This is a genomic window from Roseibium denhamense (assembly GCF_009711415.1).
Taxonomy (GTDB): Bacteria; Pseudomonadota; Alphaproteobacteria; order Rhizobiales; family Stappiaceae; genus Roseibium; species Roseibium denhamense.
Window position 1 is genome coordinate 55828 of record NZ_SMLZ01000098.1, and the last position, 23055, is coordinate 78882.

General features: G+C 59.3%; 19 protein-coding genes and 1 tRNA gene. 10 read left to right on the top strand and 10 right to left on the bottom strand.

The genetic code is table 11. The features are described 5' to 3' along the window. Positions 1–442: 442 nt before the first annotated feature. A complete protein-coding gene (locus E1180_RS06365; protein ID WP_155190336.1) occupies positions 443–1486 on the bottom strand; it encodes a M42 family metallopeptidase in 1044 nt (347 codons plus the stop codon). 282 nt (positions 1487–1768) lie between these two features. Here E1180_RS06365 and E1180_RS06370 point away from each other — a divergent pair, with 282 nt between their 5' ends. Beyond that, positions 1769–2854 carry a patatin-like phospholipase family protein gene (locus E1180_RS06370; RefSeq protein ID WP_155190337.1) on the top strand — a complete coding sequence of 362 codons (1086 nt, stop codon included), beginning with the start codon at positions 1769–1771 and terminating at the stop codon, positions 2852–2854. 65 nt (positions 2855–2919) lie between these two features. Continuing rightward, positions 2920–4008 carry a penicillin-insensitive murein endopeptidase gene (gene mepA / locus E1180_RS06375; protein WP_244313982.1) on the top strand — a complete coding sequence of 363 codons (1089 nt, stop codon included), beginning with the start codon at positions 2920–2922 and terminating at the stop codon, positions 4006–4008. An 82-nt stretch (positions 4009–4090) separates the two neighbouring features. On the opposite strand, the gene E1180_RS06380 is transcribed toward mepA, so the two are convergent. Next, the gene (locus tag E1180_RS06380) at positions 4091–4618 is read right to left on the bottom strand and encodes a GNAT family N-acetyltransferase (protein ID WP_283404494.1); all 528 of its coding nucleotides are present in this window, start codon (positions 4616–4618) and stop codon (positions 4091–4093) included. Positions 4619–4779: 161 nt separating this feature from the next. Here E1180_RS06380 and lepA point away from each other — a divergent pair, with 161 nt between their 5' ends. Further along, positions 4780–6585 (top strand): translation elongation factor 4, encoded by a 1806-nt coding sequence (gene lepA / locus E1180_RS06385; RefSeq protein WP_155190339.1) that lies wholly within the window; start codon positions 4780–4782, stop codon positions 6583–6585. A 1124-nt stretch (positions 6586–7709) separates the two neighbouring features. On the opposite strand, the gene E1180_RS22610 is transcribed toward lepA, so the two are convergent. Then, positions 7710–7841: a hypothetical protein gene (locus tag E1180_RS22610; RefSeq protein WP_280115225.1), complete on the bottom strand. Its 132-nt coding sequence runs from the start codon at positions 7839–7841 to the stop codon at positions 7710–7712. A 133-nt stretch (positions 7842–7974) separates the two neighbouring features. Between E1180_RS22610 and E1180_RS06390 the strand changes: the two genes are divergently transcribed. The 4 genes from E1180_RS06390 (at position 7975) to pheT (ending at position 13552) form a co-directional block, all read left to right on the top strand. Continuing rightward, on the top strand, positions 7975–8892 hold the full coding sequence (locus E1180_RS06390; RefSeq protein WP_155190340.1) for a LysR substrate-binding domain-containing protein: 918 nt from the start codon (positions 7975–7977) through the stop codon (positions 8890–8892). A 414-nt stretch (positions 8893–9306) separates the two neighbouring features. Further along, positions 9307–10389: a phenylalanine--tRNA ligase subunit alpha gene (gene pheS / locus E1180_RS06395; protein WP_155190341.1), complete on the top strand. Its 1083-nt coding sequence runs from the start codon at positions 9307–9309 to the stop codon at positions 10387–10389. Positions 10390–10421: 32 nt separating this feature from the next. Beyond that, on the top strand, positions 10422–11075 hold the full coding sequence (locus E1180_RS06400; protein ID WP_155190342.1) for a phenylalanyl-tRNA synthetase subunit alpha: 654 nt from the start codon (positions 10422–10424) through the stop codon (positions 11073–11075). Positions 11076–11134: 59 nt separating this feature from the next. Beyond that, positions 11135–13552: a phenylalanine--tRNA ligase subunit beta gene (pheT, locus tag E1180_RS06405; protein WP_155190343.1), complete on the top strand. Its 2418-nt coding sequence runs from the start codon at positions 11135–11137 to the stop codon at positions 13550–13552. A gap of 46 nt (positions 13553–13598) precedes the next feature. Here pheT and E1180_RS06410 read toward each other — a convergent pair whose 3' ends face one another. Together E1180_RS06410 and E1180_RS06415 are read right to left on the bottom strand one after the other, a co-directional pair. Next, positions 13599–13943: a hypothetical protein gene (locus E1180_RS06410; protein ID WP_155190344.1), complete on the bottom strand. Its 345-nt coding sequence runs from the start codon at positions 13941–13943 to the stop codon at positions 13599–13601. A 612-nt stretch (positions 13944–14555) separates the two neighbouring features. Beyond that, positions 14556–14879, bottom strand: coding sequence for a hypothetical protein (locus tag E1180_RS06415; RefSeq protein WP_155190345.1), 324 nt, complete (start codon positions 14877–14879; stop codon positions 14556–14558). Between the two features lie 223 nt (positions 14880–15102). Between E1180_RS06415 and E1180_RS06420 the strand changes: the two genes are divergently transcribed. Next, positions 15103–15744 (top strand): nucleotidyltransferase family protein, encoded by a 642-nt coding sequence (locus E1180_RS06420; protein WP_155190346.1) that lies wholly within the window; start codon positions 15103–15105, stop codon positions 15742–15744. A 61-nt stretch (positions 15745–15805) separates the two neighbouring features. Here the strand turns inward: E1180_RS06420 and pabB are convergent, their stop codons facing one another. Then, entirely contained in the window at positions 15806–17659 is a 1854-nt protein-coding gene (gene pabB / locus E1180_RS06425) for an aminodeoxychorismate synthase component I (protein WP_155190347.1), read from the bottom strand. Between the two features lie 649 nt (positions 17660–18308). Between pabB and E1180_RS06430 the strand changes: the two genes are divergently transcribed. Further along, on the top strand, positions 18309–18584 hold the full coding sequence (locus E1180_RS06430; RefSeq protein ID WP_155190348.1) for a hypothetical protein: 276 nt from the start codon (positions 18309–18311) through the stop codon (positions 18582–18584). 638 nt (positions 18585–19222) lie between these two features. On the opposite strand, the gene E1180_RS06435 is transcribed toward E1180_RS06430, so the two are convergent. The 4 genes from E1180_RS06435 to E1180_RS06450 all read right to left on the bottom strand — a co-directional run bounded on the left by E1180_RS06435 (position 19223) and on the right by E1180_RS06450 (position 22445). Continuing rightward, positions 19223–20713: a methyl-accepting chemotaxis protein gene (locus E1180_RS06435; protein ID WP_155190349.1), complete on the bottom strand. Its 1491-nt coding sequence runs from the start codon at positions 20711–20713 to the stop codon at positions 19223–19225. Continuing rightward, entirely contained in the window at positions 20710–21033 is a 324-nt protein-coding gene (locus E1180_RS06440) for a hypothetical protein (RefSeq protein ID WP_155190350.1), read from the bottom strand. Before E1180_RS06440 ends, E1180_RS06435 begins: the two co-directional genes overlap by 4 nt. 277 nt (positions 21034–21310) lie before the next feature. Further along, the gene (msrA, locus tag E1180_RS06445; protein WP_425280904.1) at positions 21311–21967 is read right to left on the bottom strand and encodes a peptide-methionine (S)-S-oxide reductase MsrA; all 657 of its coding nucleotides are present in this window, start codon (positions 21965–21967) and stop codon (positions 21311–21313) included. Positions 21968–22118: 151 nt separating this feature from the next. Beyond that, on the bottom strand, positions 22119–22445 hold the full coding sequence (locus tag E1180_RS06450) for a hypothetical protein (RefSeq protein WP_155190352.1): 327 nt from the start codon (positions 22443–22445) through the stop codon (positions 22119–22121). A 310-nt stretch (positions 22446–22755) separates the two neighbouring features. On the opposite strand from E1180_RS06450, the gene E1180_RS06455 reads away from it, so the two are divergent. Further along, a tRNA-Ser gene (locus E1180_RS06455) sits at positions 22756–22845 on the top strand. The last annotated feature ends 210 nt before the right edge of the window (positions 22846–23055 follow it).

Genomic DNA, 23055 nt, shown 5'->3' on the forward strand with positions numbered 1-23055 from the left:
CCACCACCCGGTCTTCGCCTCGCATGCAGCGCTCTGATTACCCCCGCGGCGACAGGCCGCCGGGAAAGTGGCAATGGCTGTGGCAAGGGGCACCATGAGTAGGCCCCGGATCAAGTCCGGGGCGACACAGGGGATCGGTTTTCCTTGCTCAATGTCACGAGATCCGGGGGGATAACTGCGGGGGGTAATGGCACAGCTTCGCCCCGCGCTCAGTCATCCCATGGCCTGACCATGGGATCCATTCTGTTCCCCCGCCCCAAGTAGGGCTGATCGAATGGAACGCTCATGGAATAGATCCCCGCTCAAGGCGGGGATAACGGCCAAGGGTGACCTGGGCTTTTCCTTTCGCCTTCAGCCGATGTCAAGGCCATGAGTTGATGACACAGATGGACGGAAGAGGGGACGGATTGATCGGGGGAAGACGGGCCTTCCCCCATAAACGTCAGGCCTTTTTCAAATAGGCCGCGAGAATGTCCAGTGCGGCCTGAAGGTCTGACTTGTGGATCATCTCGGTCACCGTATGAATGTAGCGGGTACCGACAACGATCCCGACCGCTTTTGCGCCTGCGGCCGCCTGCTGGGCCGCAGCCCCGTCCTGACCGCCCGCTGCCAGCATCGTGCGCTGGAACGGGATCTTCTCTTTTTCCGCCAGGGCCTCGATTTCCTTCACAAGACCCCGGTCGGCAATGAAGCTTGAATCCTTCACATGCAGGCCGAACCCCTCGCCCTGAACTGTTGTGCGGTCCTGCTCGGGAACGCCCGGCGTGTCACAGGCTAGCGTCACGTCAATGCCAAGGCCAATGTCCGGCTTGATTGCAAAGGCCGCCGTACGCGCACCGCGCAGGCCCACTTCTTCCTGACAGGTAAAGGCAACGTGGATTTCGCATTCATGCTTGGCCTTGCCCAGCGCCTTGATGGCCTCGATCCCGAGCCAGCAGGCAATCCGGTTGTCGAGCGCCTTGGAGACGATCTTGTCGCCCATCTCAAGAAGCGGCTCGTCCATGGTGACCATGTCGCCGACCTTGATGACTTCTTTCGCTTTTTCGCCAAGCCCCAGATCGATCACGAAATCCTTTGGCTCCGGGATTTTCTTACGCTCTTCAGGAGATGAAATGTGAACCGGTTTCCCGCCCGGATTCATCACGCCCTTGAAGTCGCCCTCATCGGTCGACACCAGGACACGGCGGGAGAACAGATTGCGCGCGTCAAACCCGCCGACGGGTTGCTCATGGACAAAACCCTTCTCGGTGACATGGGAGACAAGAAACCCGATCTCATCCATGTGGCACAAAAGCATGATCTTTTTCGGGGCGCCCTTCTTCGGCTTCTTCTTGGAGTCGCGCCGGCACAGCAACGATCCCATGGGATCGACCGACACTTCGTCGAACAGTCCCTCGATCTCGGCTTCAATCAGTTCGCGAATGCGGTGCTCATGTCCTGGAACGCCTGGTGTTTCGCAAAGACGGCGCAAAAGCTCAATGTTCATTCAAAATCCTGTAGGTTCTTCGATTACGGCTCAGATCCTAGTCTGAACCCGGCGAAATGTTAAACTGGTTTCACAAGACCGTGCGGGACAGGGTGGTGGCGCAAGCCTGGAGAAACCATTTACGATATTGTCAGGCTAGGACGATTTTCCAGACGCTGAAGCCCGATTGCCATTTAGGTGTCGCAATTGGCGGCAACCATCTGGAAAATAACTGCAGGTGTTTGAGGTTAGAACGCCAAGACGGCTGCAGACAGTCACGATTTGCACACCAGGGGATTTCAAATGGCTCAGAAGAAACGTTTCATTCTCTCCATCGATGGCGGCGGTGTCCGTGGGTTGATCCCGTTGCGCATTCTGGAGACCCTTGAAAGCCGTCTTCTGAACCGGGGTGTCGACAAACCGCTGCACCAGGTGTTCGACCTGATTGCCGGGACGTCTACGGGCGGGCTGATTGCCGCCGGACTTGCGGCCCCGCGCCCTGGCGGAACCAGCGGAGAGGCCGCGGCAACCCTCGCCGAATTGCGGGAGTTTTATGAACGGGACGCGCGCGAGATTTTCAAGCAATCCATTGGGGCCCGGCTTGCCCGCGCCATGACAAACCCGCTCGGCCTGTTTGACGAAAGCTACGACGCCCGCCCGCTCGAACGGCTCTTGAAGGAGCGCTTCGGCTGGACGTCCATGGCCAGCGGACTGACCAAGCTGGTTCTGACCGCCTACGATATCGAAAACCGGAAGGCGGTTTTCATGACCAATGGCCTTGAGGAAAACGGCAGCCGCCCGGATGATTATTACTTCTGGCAGGCGGTCCGCGCGACGACGGCCGCACCCTCCTATTTCGAGCCCGCCCGCATTGAGAACCTGACACGCAAGCGCGACGAGGCAATGATCGACGGCGGTGTGTTCATGAATGACCCGGCGATGGCAGCTTATCTCGAGGCCGGAAAACTTGGCTGGGACCAGGACGATATCGTGATCCTGTCTCTGGGTACTGGTCATGCGCCAGAACGCGCCTTTCCTTACAAAGATGCCGTGGGCTGGGGCGGGCTCGGCTGGATGCAGCCCTCCAACGGTGTTCCGATCCTCTCGATCTTTGCAGACGGACAGGCACAGACAGCGTCCTATCAGGCGAAGCGTCTGTTCAATGACCTGCCAAATGTCACCTATCACCGGATCGACGGACTTCTGGAGGCAGAGTCCGAGGATATGGACAATGCACGTCCGGGCAACATGATCCTGCTGAACGGGGCCGCCGACCGGATGATCCGGGACAATACGGTTATGCTGGATACACTGGCTGACATGTTGAAAGACCATATGGATCATGCGGAAACAGATGCGCCGGACGGCGAATTGGTGCATGCTGCCTGATACGAATGCGGGGCGTTCGACCCTTTGAATGCGCCCCGCCCAGGCAACTGACCAAACAGGGGCCAATGACGGGTTTCGACAGGAACACAAAAGCCAGCTTGATGCGGCACTGGACCGCAGCGATTGCGCTTGGCCTGGCCATGAATGCAACCCTTCCGCTTATGGCTGCCGCACAAGTTCCGGTTCCAGCCAGCAAGCCTGGCGGTCTGGAGGCTCCGGACTATGCCCCCAGCCTTGAAACAATTGCAGGCATTCCCGTTCCCGTCCGCAAGCGGGATGTGCCGGAAGGCTACGTCCCCGAGCGCCCCAAGCTGGTCCTCAGATCCAGTCAGGCAGCGCGGGATTACTTTGGCTACGTGGACGGCCCGGCACCGCTGAAGGCACGCGCCATCGGGTCCTATGCAAGGGGATGTCTTGCCGGTGGCAAGGCGTTGCCGGTCGATGGCCGGAACTGGCAGGTGATGCGCCTGTCGAGAAACCGGAACTGGGGCCATCCGGAACTGATCGACTATCTGGAGGACCTGGCCGCGGACGCGCCCGGTCTGGGGTGGCGCGGCCTTCTGGTGGGGGATCTGTCACAACCGCGTGGTGGCCCCATGACTTTCGGACACACCAGCCATCAGATCGGCCTCGATGCGGATATCTGGCTGCGGGAAATGCCGGACCGGCAGCTCACAAAGCAGGAGCGGGAAGAGTGGGAGTTCCTCTCGATGCTCAAGGGCCCGCTGGACGTGAAGGGCGCCGACCGCAGGGTCGATCCCAACAAGTGGACGGATACCCATGCCCGGCTGATCAGGCGGGCGGCTCAGGACAAGCGCGTTGCCCGTATCCTGGTCAATCCCACCATCAAGAAGGCGCTGTGCGCGTTTGAGACCGGCAGCGACCGGTCCTGGCTGCGCAAGATCCGTCCCTGGTGGGGACACCACTACCATTTCCATGTACGGCTATCCTGTCCGCGCGGAAGCGTTGGCTGCAAGAACCAGGACCCGCCTCCGCCCGGAGATGGTTGCGGAAGCCATCTGACCTATTGGCTGTCGGACGAGCCCTGGGTGCCGAAAAAGCCACGCGACCCGAACGCCCCTGTCGTGAAGAAACGGCCGATGGCGCTTGCCGCCTTGCCGCAAGACTGCCGCACAGTGCTGACCTCGAACTAGCGCGTCTCTCGATAATATTGAATCATTTGACCGAGGCGCATTTTCGCATCCTGGCTGTAGCCCCCATGCCGCGTGTCAGCGGTTACCTAACTGCAGGATGCTCTGGCGGCGGGTCCCCATTCAGAACCCGCGTCATGAGGACAAGATCGAGCCAGCGGCCAAACTTGGTTCCCGCCTGGGGAAGACGTCCTGAAATCTCGAACCCGTGCTTTTGGTGAAAGGCAATCGACCCGTCATTGCCGCCGTCGACCCCGGCGACCATCACATGATATCCGCCGCGTTCTGCCCGCGTGATCAGCGCTTGCAGCAAGGCCGAACCGGCCCCGCCGCCCTGACAACCGGGGCGGACATAAACGGAGTGCGAGATTGTGAAACGGTAGCCGCTTTTCGGCCGGTAGGGGCCATAACTGCCATAACCGATCACCCCGCCTTGCGAATCGCACGCCACAAGGACCGGCAGCTCCGCTTGCCTCTGCGCCTCCAGCCAGCGCTGCGTGCTCTCCAGCGTTTCCAGAACCGTGGTCCATGTGGCGTCAAGGTGGCGGACGGCATGATTTTTCAGGTCCAGCAGGGCTTGAAGATCCTGCGCGGCGGCATCGCGGATTTCCACGGACTGTTTCCCTCTCGAATGATTGCCCACCGGCCCTATCCTTTGCCCTTGGAGACGGCAATGCGGCAAATGACTTAGCTGATGAAAAACAGCGTTAATCAGCCGCAGTATTCTCCGCTTTCTGACTAGAAGAAACTGAAATCCAGTGGTAAACGGGCGCCATGACGAAGAAGACGCTTTCCAACATCCGCAACTTTTCGATCGTGGCCCATATCGATCACGGCAAGTCGACCCTGGCTGACCGCCTGATCCAGATGACCGGCACCGTGACCGACCGGGAAATGACCGAGCAGCTGCTCGACAGCATGGACATCGAGCGCGAGCGCGGCATTACGATCAAGGCCCAGACAGTCCGATTGGTTTATAACGCCAAGGACGGTCAGCAATACATCCTGAACCTGATCGATACCCCTGGCCACGTGGATTTTGCCTACGAAGTGTCCCGGTCACTTGCCGCCTGTGAAGGCTCTCTTCTGGTGGTGGATGCGTCCCAGGGCGTGGAAGCGCAGACATTGGCAAACGTCTACCAGGCCATCGACAACGACCATGAGATCGTTCCCGTTCTGAACAAGGTCGATCTTCCGGCCGCCGAACCGGACCGCATCCGCGAGCAGATCGAGGATGTCATCGGGATCGATGCGTCAGAAGCCTGCATGATTTCGGCCAAGACCGGCCTTGGCGTCGATACGGTTCTGGAAGCGATTGTCGAGAAACTGCCCGCCCCGGAAGGCGATCCGGACGACACGCTGAAAGCCATGCTGGTCGACAGCTGGTACGACACCTACCTTGGCGTGATGGTACTGGTGCGCGTGATCAACGGCTCCCTGAAAAAGGGCCAGAAGGTCAAGATGATGGGCACAGGTGCCGCCTATGATGTTGACCGCGTCGGCGTCATGACACCGAAATTCATGCAGGTCGAGGAACTGAAAGCCGGCGAGATCGGCGTGATCACCGGCTCCATCAAGGAAGTGGCGGACACAAGGGTGGGCGATACCATCACCCTTGAAAAGAAGCCTTGCGCCGAAGCGCTTCCGGGCTTCAAGCCGGCACAGCCAGTTGTTTTCTGCGGCCTGTTCCCGGTCGATGCCAACGATTTTGAGGATCTGCGCGCTGCCATGGGCAAGCTGCGCCTCAACGACGCCAGCTTCTCCTACGAGATGGAAACCTCCGCCGCCCTTGGCTTCGGGTTCCGCTGCGGCTTTTTGGGTCTTCTGCACCTTGAAATCATTCAGGAGCGCCTGTCCCGCGAGTTCAATCTCGATCTGATCGCAACGGCCCCGTCGGTTGTCTACGAGATGACCATGACGGACGGCACGCAGATCGACCTGCACAATCCGGCGGACATGCCTGATGTGGTCAAGATCGACGAAATCCGCGAACCGTGGATCCGCGCCTCGATCATGACGCCGGACGAGTTTCTCGGCGGTATCTTGAAGCTATGCCAGGAACGGCGCGGCATTCAGGTGGATCTCAGCTATGTCGGCAGCCGGGCGCTGGTCGCCTATGACCTGCCGCTCAACGAAGTCGTCTTCGATTTTTATGACCGGCTGAAATCGATCTCAAAGGGCTACGCGTCCTTCGACTATCAGATCTCGGACTACCGCGCTGGCGATCTGGTCAAGATGTCGATCCTCGTCAACGAGGAACCGGTCGATGCATTGTCCGTTCTGGTGCACCGCAGCCAGGCGGAGCGCCGGGGCCGGGCCATGGTGGAGAAGCTGAAAGAGCTGATCCCGCGGCACATGTTCAAGATCCCTATCCAGGCGGCGATTGGCGGCAAAGTGATTGCCCGTGAAACGCTTTCTGCGCTTCGCAAGGACGTGACCGCAAAGTGTTACGGCGGCGATGCGACGCGGAAGCGGAAGCTTCTAGAAAAGCAGAAGGCGGGCAAGAAGAAAATGCGCCAATTCGGCAAGGTGGAAATCCCGCAAGAGGCCTTCATACAGGCCCTCAAGATGGATGAGTGAGAAGCGGTCAGGCTCTGCCTGACGCAAAGGTCCGGCAGACCTTTGCGCGCTTCGAACTCGCGCGAGGGTGAGGCCTGCAGCGCCATTACTTTGCGTAAGGCTTGCTGCGCGGCCATTCCGCGTCATCCCGGCCAAGCGCAGCGCAGAGCCGGGACCCACTCGTTCCCAGAACGCCAGTTATCCGACGACCATAGCCGCCGGAACAGTCAAGACCAACCGTTTCAGCAAGCCGCCCCGCGAATGGGTCCAGGGTCTCGCAATGCCCGCCCGGGACGACGCCGACTGGACGGTCGGGAACGCGCTTCTCCTCGCGCTCCGTCCTCCCCTGGCACGATCCACAGCTGTCTGGTTGGGGTCTCGAGCTCTTTTGCATCTCATTGCCCCCGATCGAGATCTCCAACTTGCTGGCTCTTCGGGCATGAAACGAAGGCTGCCGCTTGTTCCCTTCTCCCCCCTTGAGGGGGAGAGGGAGCGCAAGGCGCAAAGACTTGCCAAACTTCGACACCCTCCGTCATCCCGCACTTGATGCGGGACGACAGCGGAGGGTGTGGGGCTCTTCTAAACACGCCGAATTGCGCCGCGAGGCTTGCCTCCGGCGTTTTGCTTCATGTTTTGGCCCGCTGGGTAAGCGGGGTGGCAGGCGCGCCGGTCTTGCCGGGCGAAAAAGGTGGGAGTGAATGGCAAGGCGCCGCGCCTGCCCAAAGACGGTGTCCCGAAAAGCGGTCTTGCTGTCCTTCTAAAAAGGACGTCTTCCGGTCCGGTGCCAACCCGCCAGCAAACCTTGAACGTCTGTCACCCGTTCCAGGCTTGTGACGGCCGTGACCGGCTGTCCGCTTCCAGCTTGACCGGCGCTCCGTTATGCCGCCGGATCTGCTGTCCGTCTCCGGTTCTTGTCACCGCGAACGGACGGTCCGATCTCGGCCCCGCGTGAAAAGAACGACGTCAGTCTAAGCCCTGTCAGGAGGGGTGAGGATAAGATTTCTCAAGTTTTTTTGGTGGCGGGCAGTTCCCGATTTGGTGATCGGCACCATGTTTGAATGTCCGGAAACAGAAACGGCGCCGGACTTGACCGTCCGGACGCCGTTTTCTGATAGACGCTCTGCCGCGTCCGGCCGGTCTTGGCCTTAGCGGCGGCTCAGCGGAAGGTCCGCCAGCTCACGTGCACTCATCCGCTGGATGGCCGGGTGGGACATTGGATCTGTCCGGTCATAGGCCGTTTGGCTGCGGAAGGTTCTGCGCATAAACAATTTCATCATGACGTTTAGTCTCCTTTTTATTTTTGTTGTCATGGCCAAATTCCTTTTTTTGAATTTAGCGTGTCCCTTATATACCCCCGCGTTCTCTTGAAAAAAATCGACTTCTTCTGCATTTTGATTTAGAAAAACTAAAATGAAGAACCTCAACCAGTTTCACTTGTCGGGCCTGCGCGCCGTTGAGGCCGTGGCCCGGCTCGGCTCCATCAAGGCCGCTGCGGAAGAGCTTGGCGTGACGGTGGGCGCTGTCAGCCAGCAGGTTCAAAAGACCGAGGATCAGCTGGGCGTTCAACTTTTCGAGCGCCAGAACCGTGCCGTTCTTCCAACCGCCCACATGCTCGGCATGCAACCGCATCTGACATCCGCCATGTCGTCGCTTGCCGCTGCAATCGCAACAACCCGGCGGGGCCGCGAAGATGCCCTGACCATTTCCGTCGCGCCGGTTTTCGCGGGCAAATGGCTGGTCTGGCACCTGAAGGCCTTCAACAAGAAACATCCGGGCATCCGCGTGCGCGTGGAAGCGACCATCGACCTGGTGGATCCGGACACGAGCGATGTCGACCTGTGTATCCGTGTCGGGCGCGGCCCGTATCCCGGTCTGAATGCCGAAAAACTGCTCAATCAGCGGGTCTTTCCCGTATGCAGCCCAAAACTTGCCGCTGAAATCCGTGAACCCGCAGATATCGGCAAACTGCCGATTATCCGGGATCCGGGCCAGATGTTCACCTGGAACGCCTGGCTGTCACTGTTCGGCCTCGATGAGAGCATCCTTCAGGACGGCCCGACATTTTCCGACGGCTCCTTGTGCCTGGATGCGGCGATTGCCGGCCAGGGCGTTTTTCTGGCCTGGGAAACCCTTGCCGTTTATGCCGTCAAGTCCGGGCAGGTTGTTTCCCCGTTTCCGGAACGCCCGGCGACCGGACTGGGCTATTGGCTGATCAGCGGGACATCCGCGCCGCGCACAAAGGCCAAGGCGGCATTCGGCGACTGGCTGCGGGAGGAGCTGCAGAACTCCATCGGCCGCCCCAAGGGGGCTGATGTGGCACCGGGGTAACAATCGCCGGTGCAGCCGATCAAGTGCGGCGGAATTGAAAGCCGTTACACACTTGAGATGACGAGAACCGCAAAACTGAGGTGACGAGACCCGCTAATCCGCTTGTAATGCGCTGGCCAATGGGTAATCTCACCGCATGTTGATTTTGCGGTCCATTCGCGCTTTTGGCGCTCATACATCCGGTCACGGGACCGGAGCTGCGCTGCGTGCATTTGCCGTGATGCGGCATGGCCCGGCTTGCGGCCGATTTATGCCTTTTTCCAACTGACGCGTCCGCCCCGGCCCTAAAGCACAAAGCCCTTTGCAATAATGCGCTTGAGGCCGTGGCCATCAGCGGCATTATTCGCTAAAAGACCCCGACTTTTTCGTTTCGATGAAACCGCGCGTCGCGCGCGAACCGGTACCTGAGCACGCATGTCCAATCTCGACACACTAGAATCCGAACTCCTGACGTCCATTGAAAACGCCGACAGTGAAGCCGCACTGGAAGACATCAGGGTCCATGCTCTTGGCAAGAAGGGCAAGATTTCCGAACAGATGAAAACCCTCGGCAAGATGTCTCCCGAGGAGCGTCAGGTCATGGGCCCGGCCCTGAACGGCCTGAAAGCCAAGATCACGGATGCCATTTCTGCGCGCAAGACCGTGCTGGCCGACGCAGCGCTGGAAGCCCGGCTGGCCAGCGAGACGGTGGATGTTACCCTGCCCTTGCGCGCTGCGCCTTCAGAGACCGGCCGTATCCACCCGGTGAGCCAGGTGATTGACGAGCTGACCGCGATTTTCGCCGATATGGGATTTTCGATTGCCGAAGGTCCGGATATCGAAACAGACGACCTGAACTTCACGGCCCTGAACTTCCCCGAAGGCCACCCGGCGCGGGAAATGCATGACACCTTCTTCTTCAACGAAAAGGAAGATGGCGAACGGCTGCTGCTGCGCACCCACACATCGCCGGTGCAGATCCGCACCATGCGCGATCAGGAACCGCCGATCCGCGTGATCATCCCGGGCCGGACCTACCGCTGTGACAGCGACCAGACACACACGCCAATGTTCCACCAGGTGGAAGGCCTCGTGATCGACAAGGAAAGCCATTTCGGCCATCTGAAGTGGATCCTGGAAGAGTTCTGCAAGGCGTTCTTCGAGGTCGACGACATCAAGATGCGGTTCCGCCCGAGCTTCTTCCCGTTCACCGAACCGTCGATGGAAGTCGATATCCAGTGCGACCGCTCCGGCGGCGAAGTGAAAATCGGTCAGGGAGACGACTGGCTGGAGATCCTGGGATGCGGGATGGTGCACCCGAATGTGATCCGCAATTGCGGACTTGATCCGGATGTCTACCAGGGTTTTGCCTGGGGTATGGGCATCGACCGGATCGCCATGCTCAAATACGGGATGCCGGACCTGCGCGCCTTCTTTGACGCCGACATGCGCTGGATCCGTCACTACGGTTTCCGCCCGCTCGATCTGCCGACGCTGTTCGGCGGTCTGTCCGGCTAATCCTATCGACACTCATTGGGGGCGCTTCAGCCATGTCATATGTGACCCGTCTCGTTCTTGCCGCAGGACTTATCCTTGCAGCACTCCTGCCAGCTGCCGCGCAGACGGCAGATCAGGATACGCGTGTCTCTTCCCCGACATCGTTTCTGGAAGCCTGTGCGGACAAGATCGAGGATCGCGGCCGGCTCCGGTTCTGCGACACGTATTTCCGCGAAAAGCTGGGCACGGAAGCGGATGCGCTTCTCTACCTGCGTGACCGTCTGACCCGGCTGCGGGCGGCCCATGAAGCCAGCTCGGCCGAAAAATACCAGAGCTTCCTGCAGGCGATCTACATCGTGGCCTTCCTGACGATCGCATCCATCGTTTTGATCGCCAGCGACCGGCGCATCGGCGGCACCGCGAAATGGGCGGGCCTGACCAGCACGGCCGCGCTCCTTGTCATGGTGGTGATCGTTGCCATGGGCTGGCTCGGCAAGTACCGCGCGGAATATGCCGCGCAGGTGGAAATCGGCATTCTGCGCGACCGTGTCGAGATGGAAGCCGCGCAGGCGATTTCCACCGGCAAGCAGATCACGCCCGAAATGGTGTCGGACTGGTCCAAGGATTTCGCGGAAATCGGCCGCCGGTTCGCAAACAATTATGGCGCTGCCACACTCCTTCCTGAAGTGGACCGGCTTGGAAACTGACCGGGCCCACAAACGACTTTCAGCACCCTGTGCTGCCCGACCGATAAAGAGATATTGATATGAAATTCACCCTTTCCTGGCTGAAAGAGCATCTGGAAACCGACGCCAGCCTTGAGGAAATCGTTGACCGCCTCACCATGATTGGCCTGGAAGTCGAAGAGGTCACGAACCAGGCAGACCGGCTGAAGCCGTTCCGGATCGCCAAGGTTCTGGAGGCAGGTCCGCACCCGAATGCCGACCGCCTCAAGGTCCTCAAAGTAGACACGGGCGAAGGCGAGCCGGTTCAGGTCGTTTGCGGCGCTCCGAACGCGCGCACCGGGCTTGTGGGCGTCCTTGGCAAGCCGGGCGACTATGTCCCCGGCCTCGACATCACCTTGTCCGTTGGCAAGATCCGCGACGTTGAGAGCTTCGGCATGATGTGCTCTGAACGGGAACTGGAATTGTCGGACGAACATGACGGCATTATCGATCTTCCCGAAGACGCGCCAGTGGGCATGGCTTATGCTGCCTGGGCCGGGCTGGATGAACCTGTCATCGAAATCGGACTGACCCCGAACCGCCCGGATTGCACGGGCGTCTACGGCATTGCCCGCGATCTGGCAGCTGCCGGGCTCGGCAAGCTCAAGGAACGCTCGCATGAGCAGATCCGCGGCGACTATCCTTGCCCGGTCACTGTTGCGCTCGAGTTCGGTGACACGAAGCCCCTGTGCAAGTCGTTCGGTCTGCGCATGGTCAAGGGTGTCAAGAACGGTCCGTCGCCGAAATGGCTGCAGGACCGCCTGACGGCAATTGGCCTGCGCCCGATCAATACCCTTGTCGACATTACAAACTACATCACGTTCGACCAGGGCCGTCCCCTTCACGTGTTCGATGCGGACAAGGTCCATGGCAACCTGGTGGTCCGCAGAGGCAAGGACGGTGAGCGCATTGATGGCCTCAACGGAAAATCCTATGAGGTCGACTCGTCCGTCTGCGTCATCTCCGATGACAACGGCGTGGAGAGCCTTGGCGGGATCCTGGGCGGGGAGCCGTCCGGCTGTACCGAGGACACCGTAAATGTTCTGATTGAATCCGCACTTTGGGACGAGGACGGCATTGCCGCAACCGGCCGCAAGCTCGGCGTCAACACCGATGCGCGCTACCGGTTCGAGCGCGGTGTCGATCCCGACTACATGATGCCCGGCCTTGAATATGCCACGCGCATGGTTCTCGACCTGTGCGGCGGAACGCCGTCTGAGGCAACCCGGACCGGCGATATTCCCGACAGCTCCAACATCATCGAATTCCCCTATTCCGAGATCAAACGCCTATCCGGGATCGATGTGAGCCCGGCTGAGGCAAATGTCACCCTGAAATCCCTCGGCTTCTGGCTGTCGGGATCGGGAGCGGACGTAAAGGTCGCCGCGCCAAGCTGGCGCCCGGACATCGAGGGCAAGGCGGATCTGGTGGAAGAAGTCGTGCGGATCCTGGGTCTCGACCGCGTCCCGTCAACGCCGCTCCCGCGGATGGGCAACGTCAACCGGAAGGTTCTGACCACCAGCCAGGTCCGGCGCAGCAAAACACGCCGGGCGTTGGCCGCGCGCGGCCTCAATGAGGCCGTAACCTGGTCGTTCATCCCGAAATCTCAGGCGGAACGGTTCGGCGGCGGTGCGGCCGAGCTGGCGCTGGCCAACCCGATTTCCTCGGACATGTCCGACATGCGGCCAAGCCTTTTGCCGGGACTGCTGACGGCGGCCCAGCGGAATGCGGATCGCGGCTTTGGCGATGTGGCCCTGTTTGAGATCGGCCAGGTTTTCCAGAACGATAAGCCGGATGGGCAAAAGATGGTGGCCGCCGGTGTCCGCCGCGGTACGGCCAAGCTGGCCGGTGCGGGCCGTCACTGGTCCGGCTCGTCCCAAACGGTCGATGTCTATGACGTGAAAGCTGACGCCGAAGCCGCGCTTGCTGCCATTGGCGCCCCGGTTGAAAAGCTGCAAGTGTTCACAGAAGCACCGGACACGTTCCACCCGGGACGATCCGGTTCCTTGCGGCTGGGCCCGAAAACCATTCTGGCTGTCTTTGGCGAACTTCATCCAAGGACGCTGGCCGAACTCGACATTGAGGGGCCGCTGGCCGCGTTCGAGATTTTCCTCGATGCGCTGCCGGAGCCCAAATCAAAGGGTGGCCGCTCGAAAGGCGCGCTGAATGCATCCGATCTGATGCCGGTCCGCCGGGACTTTGCGTTCCTGGTCGACAAGGATGTCACGGCCGACAAGCTGCTGAAGGCCGCACGCGGAGCGGAAAAGACCCTGATCGCAGATGTGACCCTGTTCGACATCTATGAAGGCCAAGGCGTGCCGGAGGGACAGAAGTCCATGGCAATCGATGTCATCCTGCAGCCGCGCCAGAAGACGCTGACGGACGAAGAGATCGACGCGGTTGCGAAGAAGGTGATTGCCAATGTCGAAAAATCGACAGGCGGCAGCCTGAGAGGCTGATTGGCGTATCCAGGGCGCGGCAGGACTGTCCTGCCGCGCTTTTCTTTTATTTGTTATTCAGGCGTTGTTCGACACATACGTTCAAAGGGCAATCACGCCTGTCTTTTGTCGGCACAGGCGTCACGCGGACGATACGCGAGGCCGAGCTGCAATTCTGCCGGCCGGCAACATACCGGTCAAAGCGGAACTGCCCGGTGCGCAGGTTGATCGCGCCAACGCTCTCGACCAACTCCTGGGCCTGGCCGCAGGTCATTTCGGTGGTCAATGGCGGACGCCGCGTTTGCGCTGCCGCCGGATGCATGGCCGCAACGATCAAAGCCGATCCCAACGCCACCGGGAGTATCCTGTCCGTGCCAGCGAACCGCAGCTTTTTCGTATTAAAAACACGCATAAAGAAACTCCCGAGCGTAAAGCGGCCTGTGCTTTTACTGCCACTGCAGGCTTAACGACTACTGTGAAAACATTTCGGTGCAGTGAACAATCACCACAAAGCACAATTGCTTTACTCTGCGCTGCGAGGCAATAGGCAATCTGTTTCAAAGCCAATAAGTAAGCTTGGTGACTGGTTCATTTGGTTCGAATAGCCAGAACCAGTAATCCGGCACACCCGGTTGGCGGGCTCGGGACCTCGCGAACCTCTCGCCCTCAATCCCTCGGGAAGCGCTGCGGGTCAGCGCAGCGTTTGACGAAGCATTTGCTTACGTCTTTCGTCTGGACCCAGTCATTCCTCAAAACCTGCTGGGGAGAAAAGCAGGAAGCCCGGCTATAAGCATAGCGGTCGAAAGTGTTCTGACCGGTCGTCAGAACAATGGCGCCGCTCCTTTGAATGAGCGCCCGAACCTGATCGCACGTCATGGTCCGTGTATCCGGCCGCCCCGATTGTGCACCGGCGGTCCCGCTCAAGGCAGCAAAGACCAGCACGGAAACCGCTACCGCAATATGTCTGACCTGCATTGTCCTGTTCCCCGTCTCGCATTCATTCCGGTGAGGTATGATAATCTGATCAGTCGTAGAACAGCCAGGGACTGGTGTCGCTGCAACGCCTTACCCGGCATTTGGCATTGTCCTTGGACGCAACACTCTCCCAGTAAATGAACTGCTGCCGGTAACAGAAATTCTTGTTCGCGACATAGCGGTCAAACGTGTTCTGACCGGTTCTCATGACGACGCCCCCCTGCTGCTGAATGAAGGACTGGACTGCGGAACACGTCATTGTGCGCGTGTCCGGCCGTCCCGATTGTGCATTGGCCAGGGTCGATCCGATCAGGAGCGGCAAGAAAATGCCAAGTGCGGTTAGCAAGGCAGTGTTTGTAGCCGACGGTTTCATGTGCGCTCACCTTTCGTCTTTCTATCTTGGAAAGGATCGGCTTTCAGGACGTAACGTCAACCCGTGGAGCGATTGGAAATGAAGACCTATTGTTTCCCCGCGCACAGCTCAATGCTGGCCGTCCTCAAGCAGTCCGGCCCGGCCGGGCGACAGTGATGATGCGGCGGCGAATCGCGTTATGAAAGAGCTGTCCTTTATTTAAGCCCGTTCTGAAGAGTGTTTCATGACATTGATTTCACAACATTATATCCGGCTTGGAACGCCTGCGGCCGCGCCTGAAGAGGAACGTATCGACGTTCTGGCCGGCATGATCCGGCAAGTCCCGCACCTTATGCGCATCCTTTCAGCCGTCCGCGACCTTGGCCTTCCAGATGCCTGGATTGTGTCCGGTGCCATCTATCAAACCGTCTGGAACCTTATGACGGACCGGCCGCTCATGCACGGCATCAAGGATTTCGACATCATCTATTTCGATGGCACGGATCTGTCCTATGAGGCCGAGGACGCGGTGATCCAGCAGGTCAATGCAGCCCTGCCCGATCTTTCAGGGCTGCTCGAAGTCCGCAACCAGGCACGGGTCCATCTTTGGTATCAGCAAAGATTCGGCCGTCCGTACCGTCCGCTCGACTGCGCCATGGATTCGCTGACAACCTATGCTGCCAGAACGCATGCCGTTGCGGCCAAGCTGACAAAGACCGGGGACATCGCGATCCATGCGCCGTTCGGCCTGGCCAATATCTTCGCCATGCGCCTGGTGCCGAATTATACGATCCAGAATGCGGAGACCTACACGGAAAAAGGCGCGCGCATGCAGCAGAACTGGCCGGAGCTGACGGTCGTGCCTTGGGACAGCGCAGAGCGGTAACCCGCGTCTGCTCGAGAGCCGCTTTGAACGGGCGTTTGTAGACGGCTGACCGGCCGCAGATCTATCCGACGCGGCTTTTGCTCTGCAGGTCCTCTGCCTCGGCAAGCTCGGGCTGCGCTTCCTGTTGCGCTGCGAGCAACCGTCCGCGCACCAGACCCCGGACCGAGTTTCCGACATAAATCTGATCGGCTGACAAAAGATCTTCCCGTGTCAGGTCCGCTTCATGGGCAAGGCCGTTTTCAAGCAATCCCGCCCGTAAGGTGCCCGGCAGAACGCCATGCCGCAAGGCCGGTGTCAGCAAGACGCCGTTCCGCTTCAAGAACAGCGTCATGTAGCTTCCCTCAGTCAAATACCCGAGGGTGTTTTCAAACAGGACTTCCTGGCACCCGGTTTCCGCCTGATAGCGTATCCGGGTGTCATCATAAAACGCCCGGTTCGTCGTCTTGTGATAAAGGAAACGATCCCTTGGATCGGTCCGCTCACTGGCCAGAACAATATTGTAGACGGTCGACCTGTCGACCGGTGTCAGATCCGTTGCCGTGATGGAAACATCGCCGTCCGGCCCGAGCAGCATCCTGACCCGCTTGGGCTTGTGGAAGGTACGGCCATGCGCAGACAGGCTTGATACGATGGCATCCGCATTAAAGGAAAATCCGAAATAGGCCGCCGAGGCCTGCAACCGCTGCATATGCCGGTCCAGCAGCAGGTAGCCCTCATTGGGGTCGTAGGCCATCGTCTCGATCAGATCGAATTCGGGAACAGGATCCGTCAGAAACCGGAGCTTGAGAACACATTCGTCATATTCGGGCGCGGCCCCTGAATCGAAGACAACACCGGAGCCGGTCCCGATCACGCCGCGTCCATCGCGGCCAAGCACGGCGGTGCGGATCGCCACATTCAGCCGGAAGTCGCCGCCCGGCTTCAAATGCCCGATGGAGCCGGTGTAAACACCGCGCGAACCGGTTTCCAGCGTATCTGCAATCATCATCGCGGAGAGTTTCGGGGCTCCGGTGATGGATCCGCACGGAAACAGGTTGCGGATGATCGCCGCAAAGCCGGCCGTTCGCGGCACAATTCCCTCAACCGTCGTCGTCATCTGATGGAGGCTTTGGTACCGTTCCACTTCGCACAATGCGGGGACGGTTACGGTTCCAGGCTCTGCAATCGTTGAAAGATCGTTCCGCATCAAATCAACGATCATGGTGTTTTCCGACCGCTGCTTTGGATCACGGGCCAGCTCGCGCGAAATCCGGTTGGCCTCGGACGCGTAGCGTCCGCGCGGCGCCGTTCCCTTCATTGGCTTGGTCCTGAGCACCGTGCCCTGGCGTTCAAGGAACAGCTCCGGGGACAATGACAGGATCGTCCGGTCTTCCATTTGGATGTAGGCGGCAAATTCCACCGGTTGCCGCCGGATCAAATCCAGAAACAGGGCTTCCGGATCACCGGCATACCCGAATGCGGCACGCATGGTCAGGTTGACCTGGTAGATATCGCCCTTGGCCAAATGGTCCTGCGCGGCCTCAAACGCGGTCCGGTAGGCCTCGCGGTCCATGTCGAATTGCGGCGCGGAAAGCTTTGCCGGCTCCACAGCCCCTTCGCCCAGCAGCTGTTTGGCTTCCTGGACCGACAGAGTTTCCGGGGCTTCATAAAGGCCGAACCACAAGAGCGGCTCACCGGTGTTTTGAAAACGCTTCTTCAGTTTCGGCTCGAACGCAAACCCGAGTTCATAGGCAAGATACCCGGCCGCATGCAGGCCGCTGCGCTGTGCGTCTTCCAGCTTTTTAAGGCACCCTGCAACATCCTCCAAAGACGTACAGGTGACGGTCTCGACAGGATCCTTGAAAAGCAAGGCGGATTGCTGTTTCAAGACGTCCAGCAGCAATACGGTACCGGTTTTCAACGCGCCCTCAGCCATCGGGTGATGCCAACTCCAAAGCAGGTCGTGATTACTGGTCCTTATCGTGCCAAATTGCAAGCAGGTCCAGTGGCTCACAAGGAGCGGCACATGGCACCGATGCGACAGATCGTCAAGCAACCGGCCTCAAAAAACAAAAAAGACCGGGTTAAGCCCCGACCCTGACCGCAGCGGGGTGCAAGTAAAACCGCTCCGGCGTGCAGCGAAGCAGGCTTCTGCGCGGGTAGGCTCGCTCGCGCTTCGCGGCCCCGAGCAGGCTTTCGCTCACAGCGCCGCGAATGCCCGGAATGAGCCCAAAGCGGATACGCCCTACCTCGTGGCGACTCCGGGGACACAATTGATCGAGCTCCGCTGCGCAGGGTCAGGATTATGCCGTCTCGCTCAAGCGCAATTTATGTCCTAGTATCTGCGGTGAAGCAGCTTGCCTATGCTTGATCGTAAGGAGATTGTGCCAGCTATGCAGATCAGGGAGCGTACTCGTGACCGCTTGGTGATTAACCGCGATAGCGTCGTTGATCGGTCAATCTTCTCTGTGGTAGTTGCCGTCGGGTTTGGCGTTCTCTTCTTCGGAGACGGGCTAGATGCTCCGGCCTGGGTTCGCTTTTGCTTTTTCGCCCTGTTTCTTTCGGGTGGGGCGTGGTTTTGGGTCATGAGCGCTAGAGTAACAGTAACGCTTGACAACTCTGCCGGGGAGGCTTGTGTGCACTGGGCGCGGTTGTTCAGCGAGAAGACCCGCTCGGCGCGTCTGGACGATGTTGTCGAACTTAGGGTCCAGATGGGTGAAGACGCTGGTCGGCTCAGGTTTCATATGGCAGATGGCTCCACGATACCGCTGACTCCATACAGCTACAGCGGCGGCGCTCACCCACAGGTCCTTGAGGTGGTCAACGCCTGGCTCGCCAACCGGCATGTGAGAACGGCCTGATGCGTCTTGGCCCGTTGTGATCCTCAGTCGTTCAGCGTTGTCATGGAGATCAGTTTTTGAGTGCCAAGGATCTAAGCCCGGCGAGCATGAAGACCCTTAGATGGAGTACCGCGTGTGCCGTCCTTTTGGGCTGCCTCCCCGCAATCGTTCCTTACGCTTCTGACTGGACCGCACAAGTCCTTGGTTGCGACACGCTCCATGGCATACTGACCCCTTGTTCAACTCCATTTGGGGACGTCAGCGGGTTACTTCAGTGGATGTCGTCCTCGGGATGGTTCATGATACTGACAGCGCCGATCGCCGTTGGTGTCGCATCAATATGGCTAACGGTAGAGGCAGCTACCATAGCGCGCAGAAGGCAAGGCAAATAGCGCACCTAAACACATTGGCGAAAAGCTAGTTCGTCCGCTGAGCTGACCTTCGTTCCGTCCGCAACAAAAGTCCGCTTCCCTCCCCTATAAAACTTACACTTGCCGTGCAACGAATGGCAGTTTTCAGGGCAAGGTCGGCCTCTAGGATTTGTCACGGACGCGCCGAACGTGCCGGGCGTTCCGGGGCAGACGCCCAAAGAGGTCCGGCCACCCGACAATCGATCAGGTTTGGGCGGCCAGCCGCTTGGGGATCCTTGGGCCTTTAGCTTACGCGGCAGATACATCCTTCAAGAAAGTATCAATCGCATGGCGCATGTCGTCCGCTTCGCTTTCAAGGGCTTGGGACGCCTCGACCATGGAGGACACTGACACGCCGGTGCGTTCGGCGGATTCGCGGACACTGCCGATATTGCTGGCAACCCGGCCCGTGCCGTCAGCGGCCTCGGCGACATTGCGCGAGATTTCCTGCGTCGCCGAGCCCTGTTCGTCAACGGCAGCGGCGATGGCGGCTGTATAGCTGTTCACCTCGTCCATATTGGCCGCAATGACACCGATCGACTCCACGGCATCCTTCGTTTCCGCCTGGATGGCCGCGATCTGGGCGCCGATTTCCTCGGTCGCCTTCGATGTCTGCGTGGCAAGTTCCTTCACCTCGGCCGCCACAACGGCAAAGCCCTTGCCGGCCTCACCGGCGCGGGCGGCCTCGATGGTCGCATTCAGCGCCAGCAGGTTTGTCTGTTCCGCAATCGCCTGGATAAGCGTGACAACCTCGCCGATCCGGTTGGCCGCCTCGGCCAGCCCCTCGACTTTCTGGTTGGAAGTTTGGGCATTGTCGGTCGCCTTGACGACAATCCCCTTGGTCTGGTCCACCTGACGTGAAATCTCGGCGATGGAAGACGACAGCTCTTCAGACGCTGAAGCCACCATCTGAACATTCGCGGAGGCGGTCTCGGACGCATCCGAAACGGAGGCAGCGCGGTCTGCCGTCGACCCTGCCTCGGAACTCAAATCCGCCGCCGATGTCCGCAACTCGTCAATCTTCGCCTCGACACTGTTCAGCTTGCCCGAAATATCTGCCTGGAACACGCGGATCCGGTCATTCACCTGGTCCTGACGCTGGCGCTCCAGATCACCGGCCTGCTGTTTCTCGTCCTGAAGACGCTGGCTATTCACGATGGCTTCCTCAGCCTCTTCGCGCGCACTTTCCGACTGCTGGAATGCGGCCGACAGGCACCCGGTGAGCCACCACAAGGCTCCGAATTCGGCAATCAGGATCGCCGCATGAAAGACAACACGGCCCAAATCGGTGCCACCGGGGAACACCGCCGCCGGGAGCAGGAAATTCAGGACCAGATGGTGGACGGCAACAACACCTACGTAAGCGGCCAGCGCACGCCAGTCGACCCAGCATGCCAGCACCGCCAGAACCGCAAAGAAATACATATGACCGTCAAGCTGGTAGGACGCAGCCGGATCATTCGCCGACAGCGCGGCGACGAAAAGCGCGACAAGCCCGGCAAGCGACATGGCCGTTGCAAGCCTCGTTTCCACGCCCGCACCGCACTTCAGCCAGACGGCCGTTGCCGCGGCCCCCAGAAGCAGGGCCGCACCGCACACAACCACCAGCGACACGGTTCCCACGAGCCAGGCCGTGGCCATGACCAGGAAGACATTGAACCAGGTGAAATGGATCACCAGCCTTGAGAAGCGTTCCCGCAAACTGTCGAGACCCGATAGTACAACGGCAGGGTCGGTCATAGTGTTCTCTCCAAGGAAATCCCGTTCAGGCGGGCACAGGCTTGAGCAATGAGCGACGAGGCAACAAATCCCGCCCCGGCCGCATAGAGTTTTGAGACGAAGGCCTGATCCGTTCCGTCGGCAACGGCCAGCCACGTTGTGCCTTCAATGAAAACAATCCGGCCGCCTGCGCGCGAAATCACCTCCGCTGCCGGATCTCCCCACGGCTTCGACACCACCAGCACGAGCCCGGACTTATGCGGCGCGAGGCTGGCGAAAACCATGAGCAGACAGCAGCCGAGGAAATAAAAGGCAGCAAACCGCTTTGCCGATTGCGTCACCGAATCTTGTCCTTCGACCAAATTGACTGGTGAAGACCATCCGCAAATACCTTTAAGGAAACCTTCCAGACCGGACTGTTTTTGAACTTTTTTTCATAGAAAACAAAGGTATAAGTCGCCACGAACCACAATTCATGGTGGTAGCTATATTGAAAATATTGCCGATGGCTCTGCTTCAGATCTTAGCATCTTACGCAAGGAATTTGCGGCCCGGGCCGATGACGCTCAACCGGACCGGATGCGCAGTCAGGACCAGAATCCCGCTCCCGGCGCTGGCTCACGCGCCCTGATGGAGGCCCACGGGACAGGCCACGCCGGTGCCGCCAATACCGCAATAGCCGCCCGGGTTCTTGGCCAGATACTGCTGGTGATAGTCCTCGGCAAAGTAGAACTGATCAAGCACCTTGATCTCGGTGGTGATTGTGGAGGCAATCCCCGCGCCTTTCAGTGCGTCCTGATAGGCGCCGCGCGAGCGCTCGGCGATCTCCAGCTCGTCATCCGACGCCACATAGATGGCCGAGCGGTACTGCGTGCCGGTATCGTTGCCCTGGCGCATGCCCTGGGTGGGGTCATGATTTTCCCAAAAGACCTTCAGCAAGGTCTCAAGCGTGACCGTTTCCGGATCATAAACGACCAGAACCGCTTCGGTGTGGCCGGTGCGGCCGGTACAGGTCTCGTGATAGGTCGGGTTGGGCGTGAACCCGCCCGCATAGCCGACGGCGGTGGCGTGAACCCCCGGCAGCTGCCAGAAGATCCGCTCCGCCCCCCAGAAACAGCCCATGCCGAGCAGGACCGTTTTCGTGCCGTCCGGATAGGGGCCTGTCAGGCTGTGACCATTCACGAAATGCGCTTCTGAGGGCTCAATTGCATCGGCCCGCCCGGGCAAGGCCTCGGCCGGGTCAGGCATGGCGAATTTTTTGGTCAGCATGGTCATGAAGGACATGAGAAACTCCCGTTCCACGAAATCTCTAGCGCGTGGCCTGTCCCTGCATCACAGGACCCCGCCCCGCGACGTCTGGTCTGACACCCACCGGCACCGGCACTTCAGGCCCAGCGCCGGGCGCTTGGTTTAGACGCGAACCGGATCAGGCAAAGGACGGACGTTGGCGGCTGCGCTTGGCACCCATCCATAACAATAACAGGCCCAGCGGTGCAAATACCGCCCAGACCGGCCAGGTCAACACCGTCTGGATTCCCGGGTCCCAAAGACCTGGATGCACGTGACGCTGGATTGCCGCCTGCACCAGATTGAGCGTGTCGGGCGAATGAGTGAACCAGACTTGCCCCAAAGGCATAAGGCTGATTTCAGATCGCGCAATAGATGTACTGGCGTCTGAAATGCCTGCGACAATGGCGATGGCAACACAGGCGCAGCCCAATACTCTGAATATAAATTTTAAAACACTGATCATAGCACACCGATAGCCGTAAAAGGTCTAGGTTATTCGTATTTATGTCGAGGTAGGCATGAGGTTTCGTGGCAAAACTTGCAAAACCTCTTGCCTCTTCACTTTAATATCTAAAAATCCCTGATCAAGAATTGACGTCTAACACATTTGGGTGATGTCGGCGTTTTTGCGCAGATTTCAACCCTGCGGGCGGGTTCCGGCCACAGGGTTTTCCCCACCGGTTCGGGCTAAGAAAAAAACTTGTTTAGGTGCTTGCGCTTGAAGCGGGCATGGGTATATTGCGCGGCACTCAGGCGGCAGCACCGCTTGGTACGGACAGGTGGCCGAGTGGCTGAAGGCGCACGCCTGGAACGCGTGTATACGGGCAACCGTATCGAGGGTTCGAATCCCTCTCTGTCCGCCATTTTTTCTGATAAGGCATTGATTTTAAATCGGCAATGGCCGGGCTGATTTTTCAGACCATCATTCAGCCCATCAGACTTCAGGTTTATTCACAGCCCTGACGTTCAATCAGGATTTTCTCGCCTCAAGCTCTTGCACGACATCGCAACAGGGCCTACCCAAAATGTAACTCGGCTCATTCATCTCATCCGGGTTCATCACCAGCTTGCGC

Coding starts and splice junctions, on each gene's coding strand:
- lepA (WP_155190339.1), top strand. CDS start 4,780: ATGACGAAGAAGACGCTTTCCAACATCCGCAACTTTTCGATCGTGGCC.
- E1180_RS06420 (WP_155190346.1), top strand. CDS start 15,103: ATGACATTGATTTCACAACATTATATCCGGCTTGGAACGCCTGCGGCC.
- E1180_RS06390 (WP_155190340.1), top strand. CDS start 7,975: ATGAAGAACCTCAACCAGTTTCACTTGTCGGGCCTGCGCGCCGTTGAG.
- E1180_RS06450 (WP_155190352.1), bottom strand. CDS start 22,445: ATGATCAGTGTTTTAAAATTTATATTCAGAGTATTGGGCTGCGCCTGT.
- E1180_RS06365 (WP_155190336.1), bottom strand. CDS start 1,486: ATGAACATTGAGCTTTTGCGCCGTCTTTGCGAAACACCAGGCGTTCCA.
- E1180_RS06415 (WP_155190345.1), bottom strand. CDS start 14,879: ATGAAACCGTCGGCTACAAACACTGCCTTGCTAACCGCACTTGGCATT.
- E1180_RS06430 (WP_155190348.1), top strand. CDS start 18,309: ATGAGCGCTAGAGTAACAGTAACGCTTGACAACTCTGCCGGGGAGGCT.
- pabB (WP_155190347.1), bottom strand. CDS start 17,659: ATGGCTGAGGGCGCGTTGAAAACCGGTACCGTATTGCTGCTGGACGTC.
- pheT (WP_155190343.1), top strand. CDS start 11,135: ATGAAATTCACCCTTTCCTGGCTGAAAGAGCATCTGGAAACCGACGCC.
- msrA (WP_425280904.1), bottom strand. CDS start 21,967: ATGACCATGCTGACCAAAAAATTCGCCATGCCTGACCCGGCCGAGGCC.
- E1180_RS06400 (WP_155190342.1), top strand. CDS start 10,422: ATGTCATATGTGACCCGTCTCGTTCTTGCCGCAGGACTTATCCTTGCA.
- E1180_RS22610 (WP_280115225.1), bottom strand. CDS start 7,841: ATGATGAAATTGTTTATGCGCAGAACCTTCCGCAGCCAAACGGCCTAT.
- E1180_RS06370 (WP_155190337.1), top strand. CDS start 1,769: ATGGCTCAGAAGAAACGTTTCATTCTCTCCATCGATGGCGGCGGTGTC.
- mepA (WP_244313982.1), top strand. CDS start 2,920: ATGACGGGTTTCGACAGGAACACAAAAGCCAGCTTGATGCGGCACTGG.
- E1180_RS06410 (WP_155190344.1), bottom strand. CDS start 13,943: ATGCGTGTTTTTAATACGAAAAAGCTGCGGTTCGCTGGCACGGACAGG.
- E1180_RS06435 (WP_155190349.1), bottom strand. CDS start 20,713: ATGACCGACCCTGCCGTTGTACTATCGGGTCTCGACAGTTTGCGGGAA.
- pheS (WP_155190341.1), top strand. CDS start 9,307: ATGTCCAATCTCGACACACTAGAATCCGAACTCCTGACGTCCATTGAA.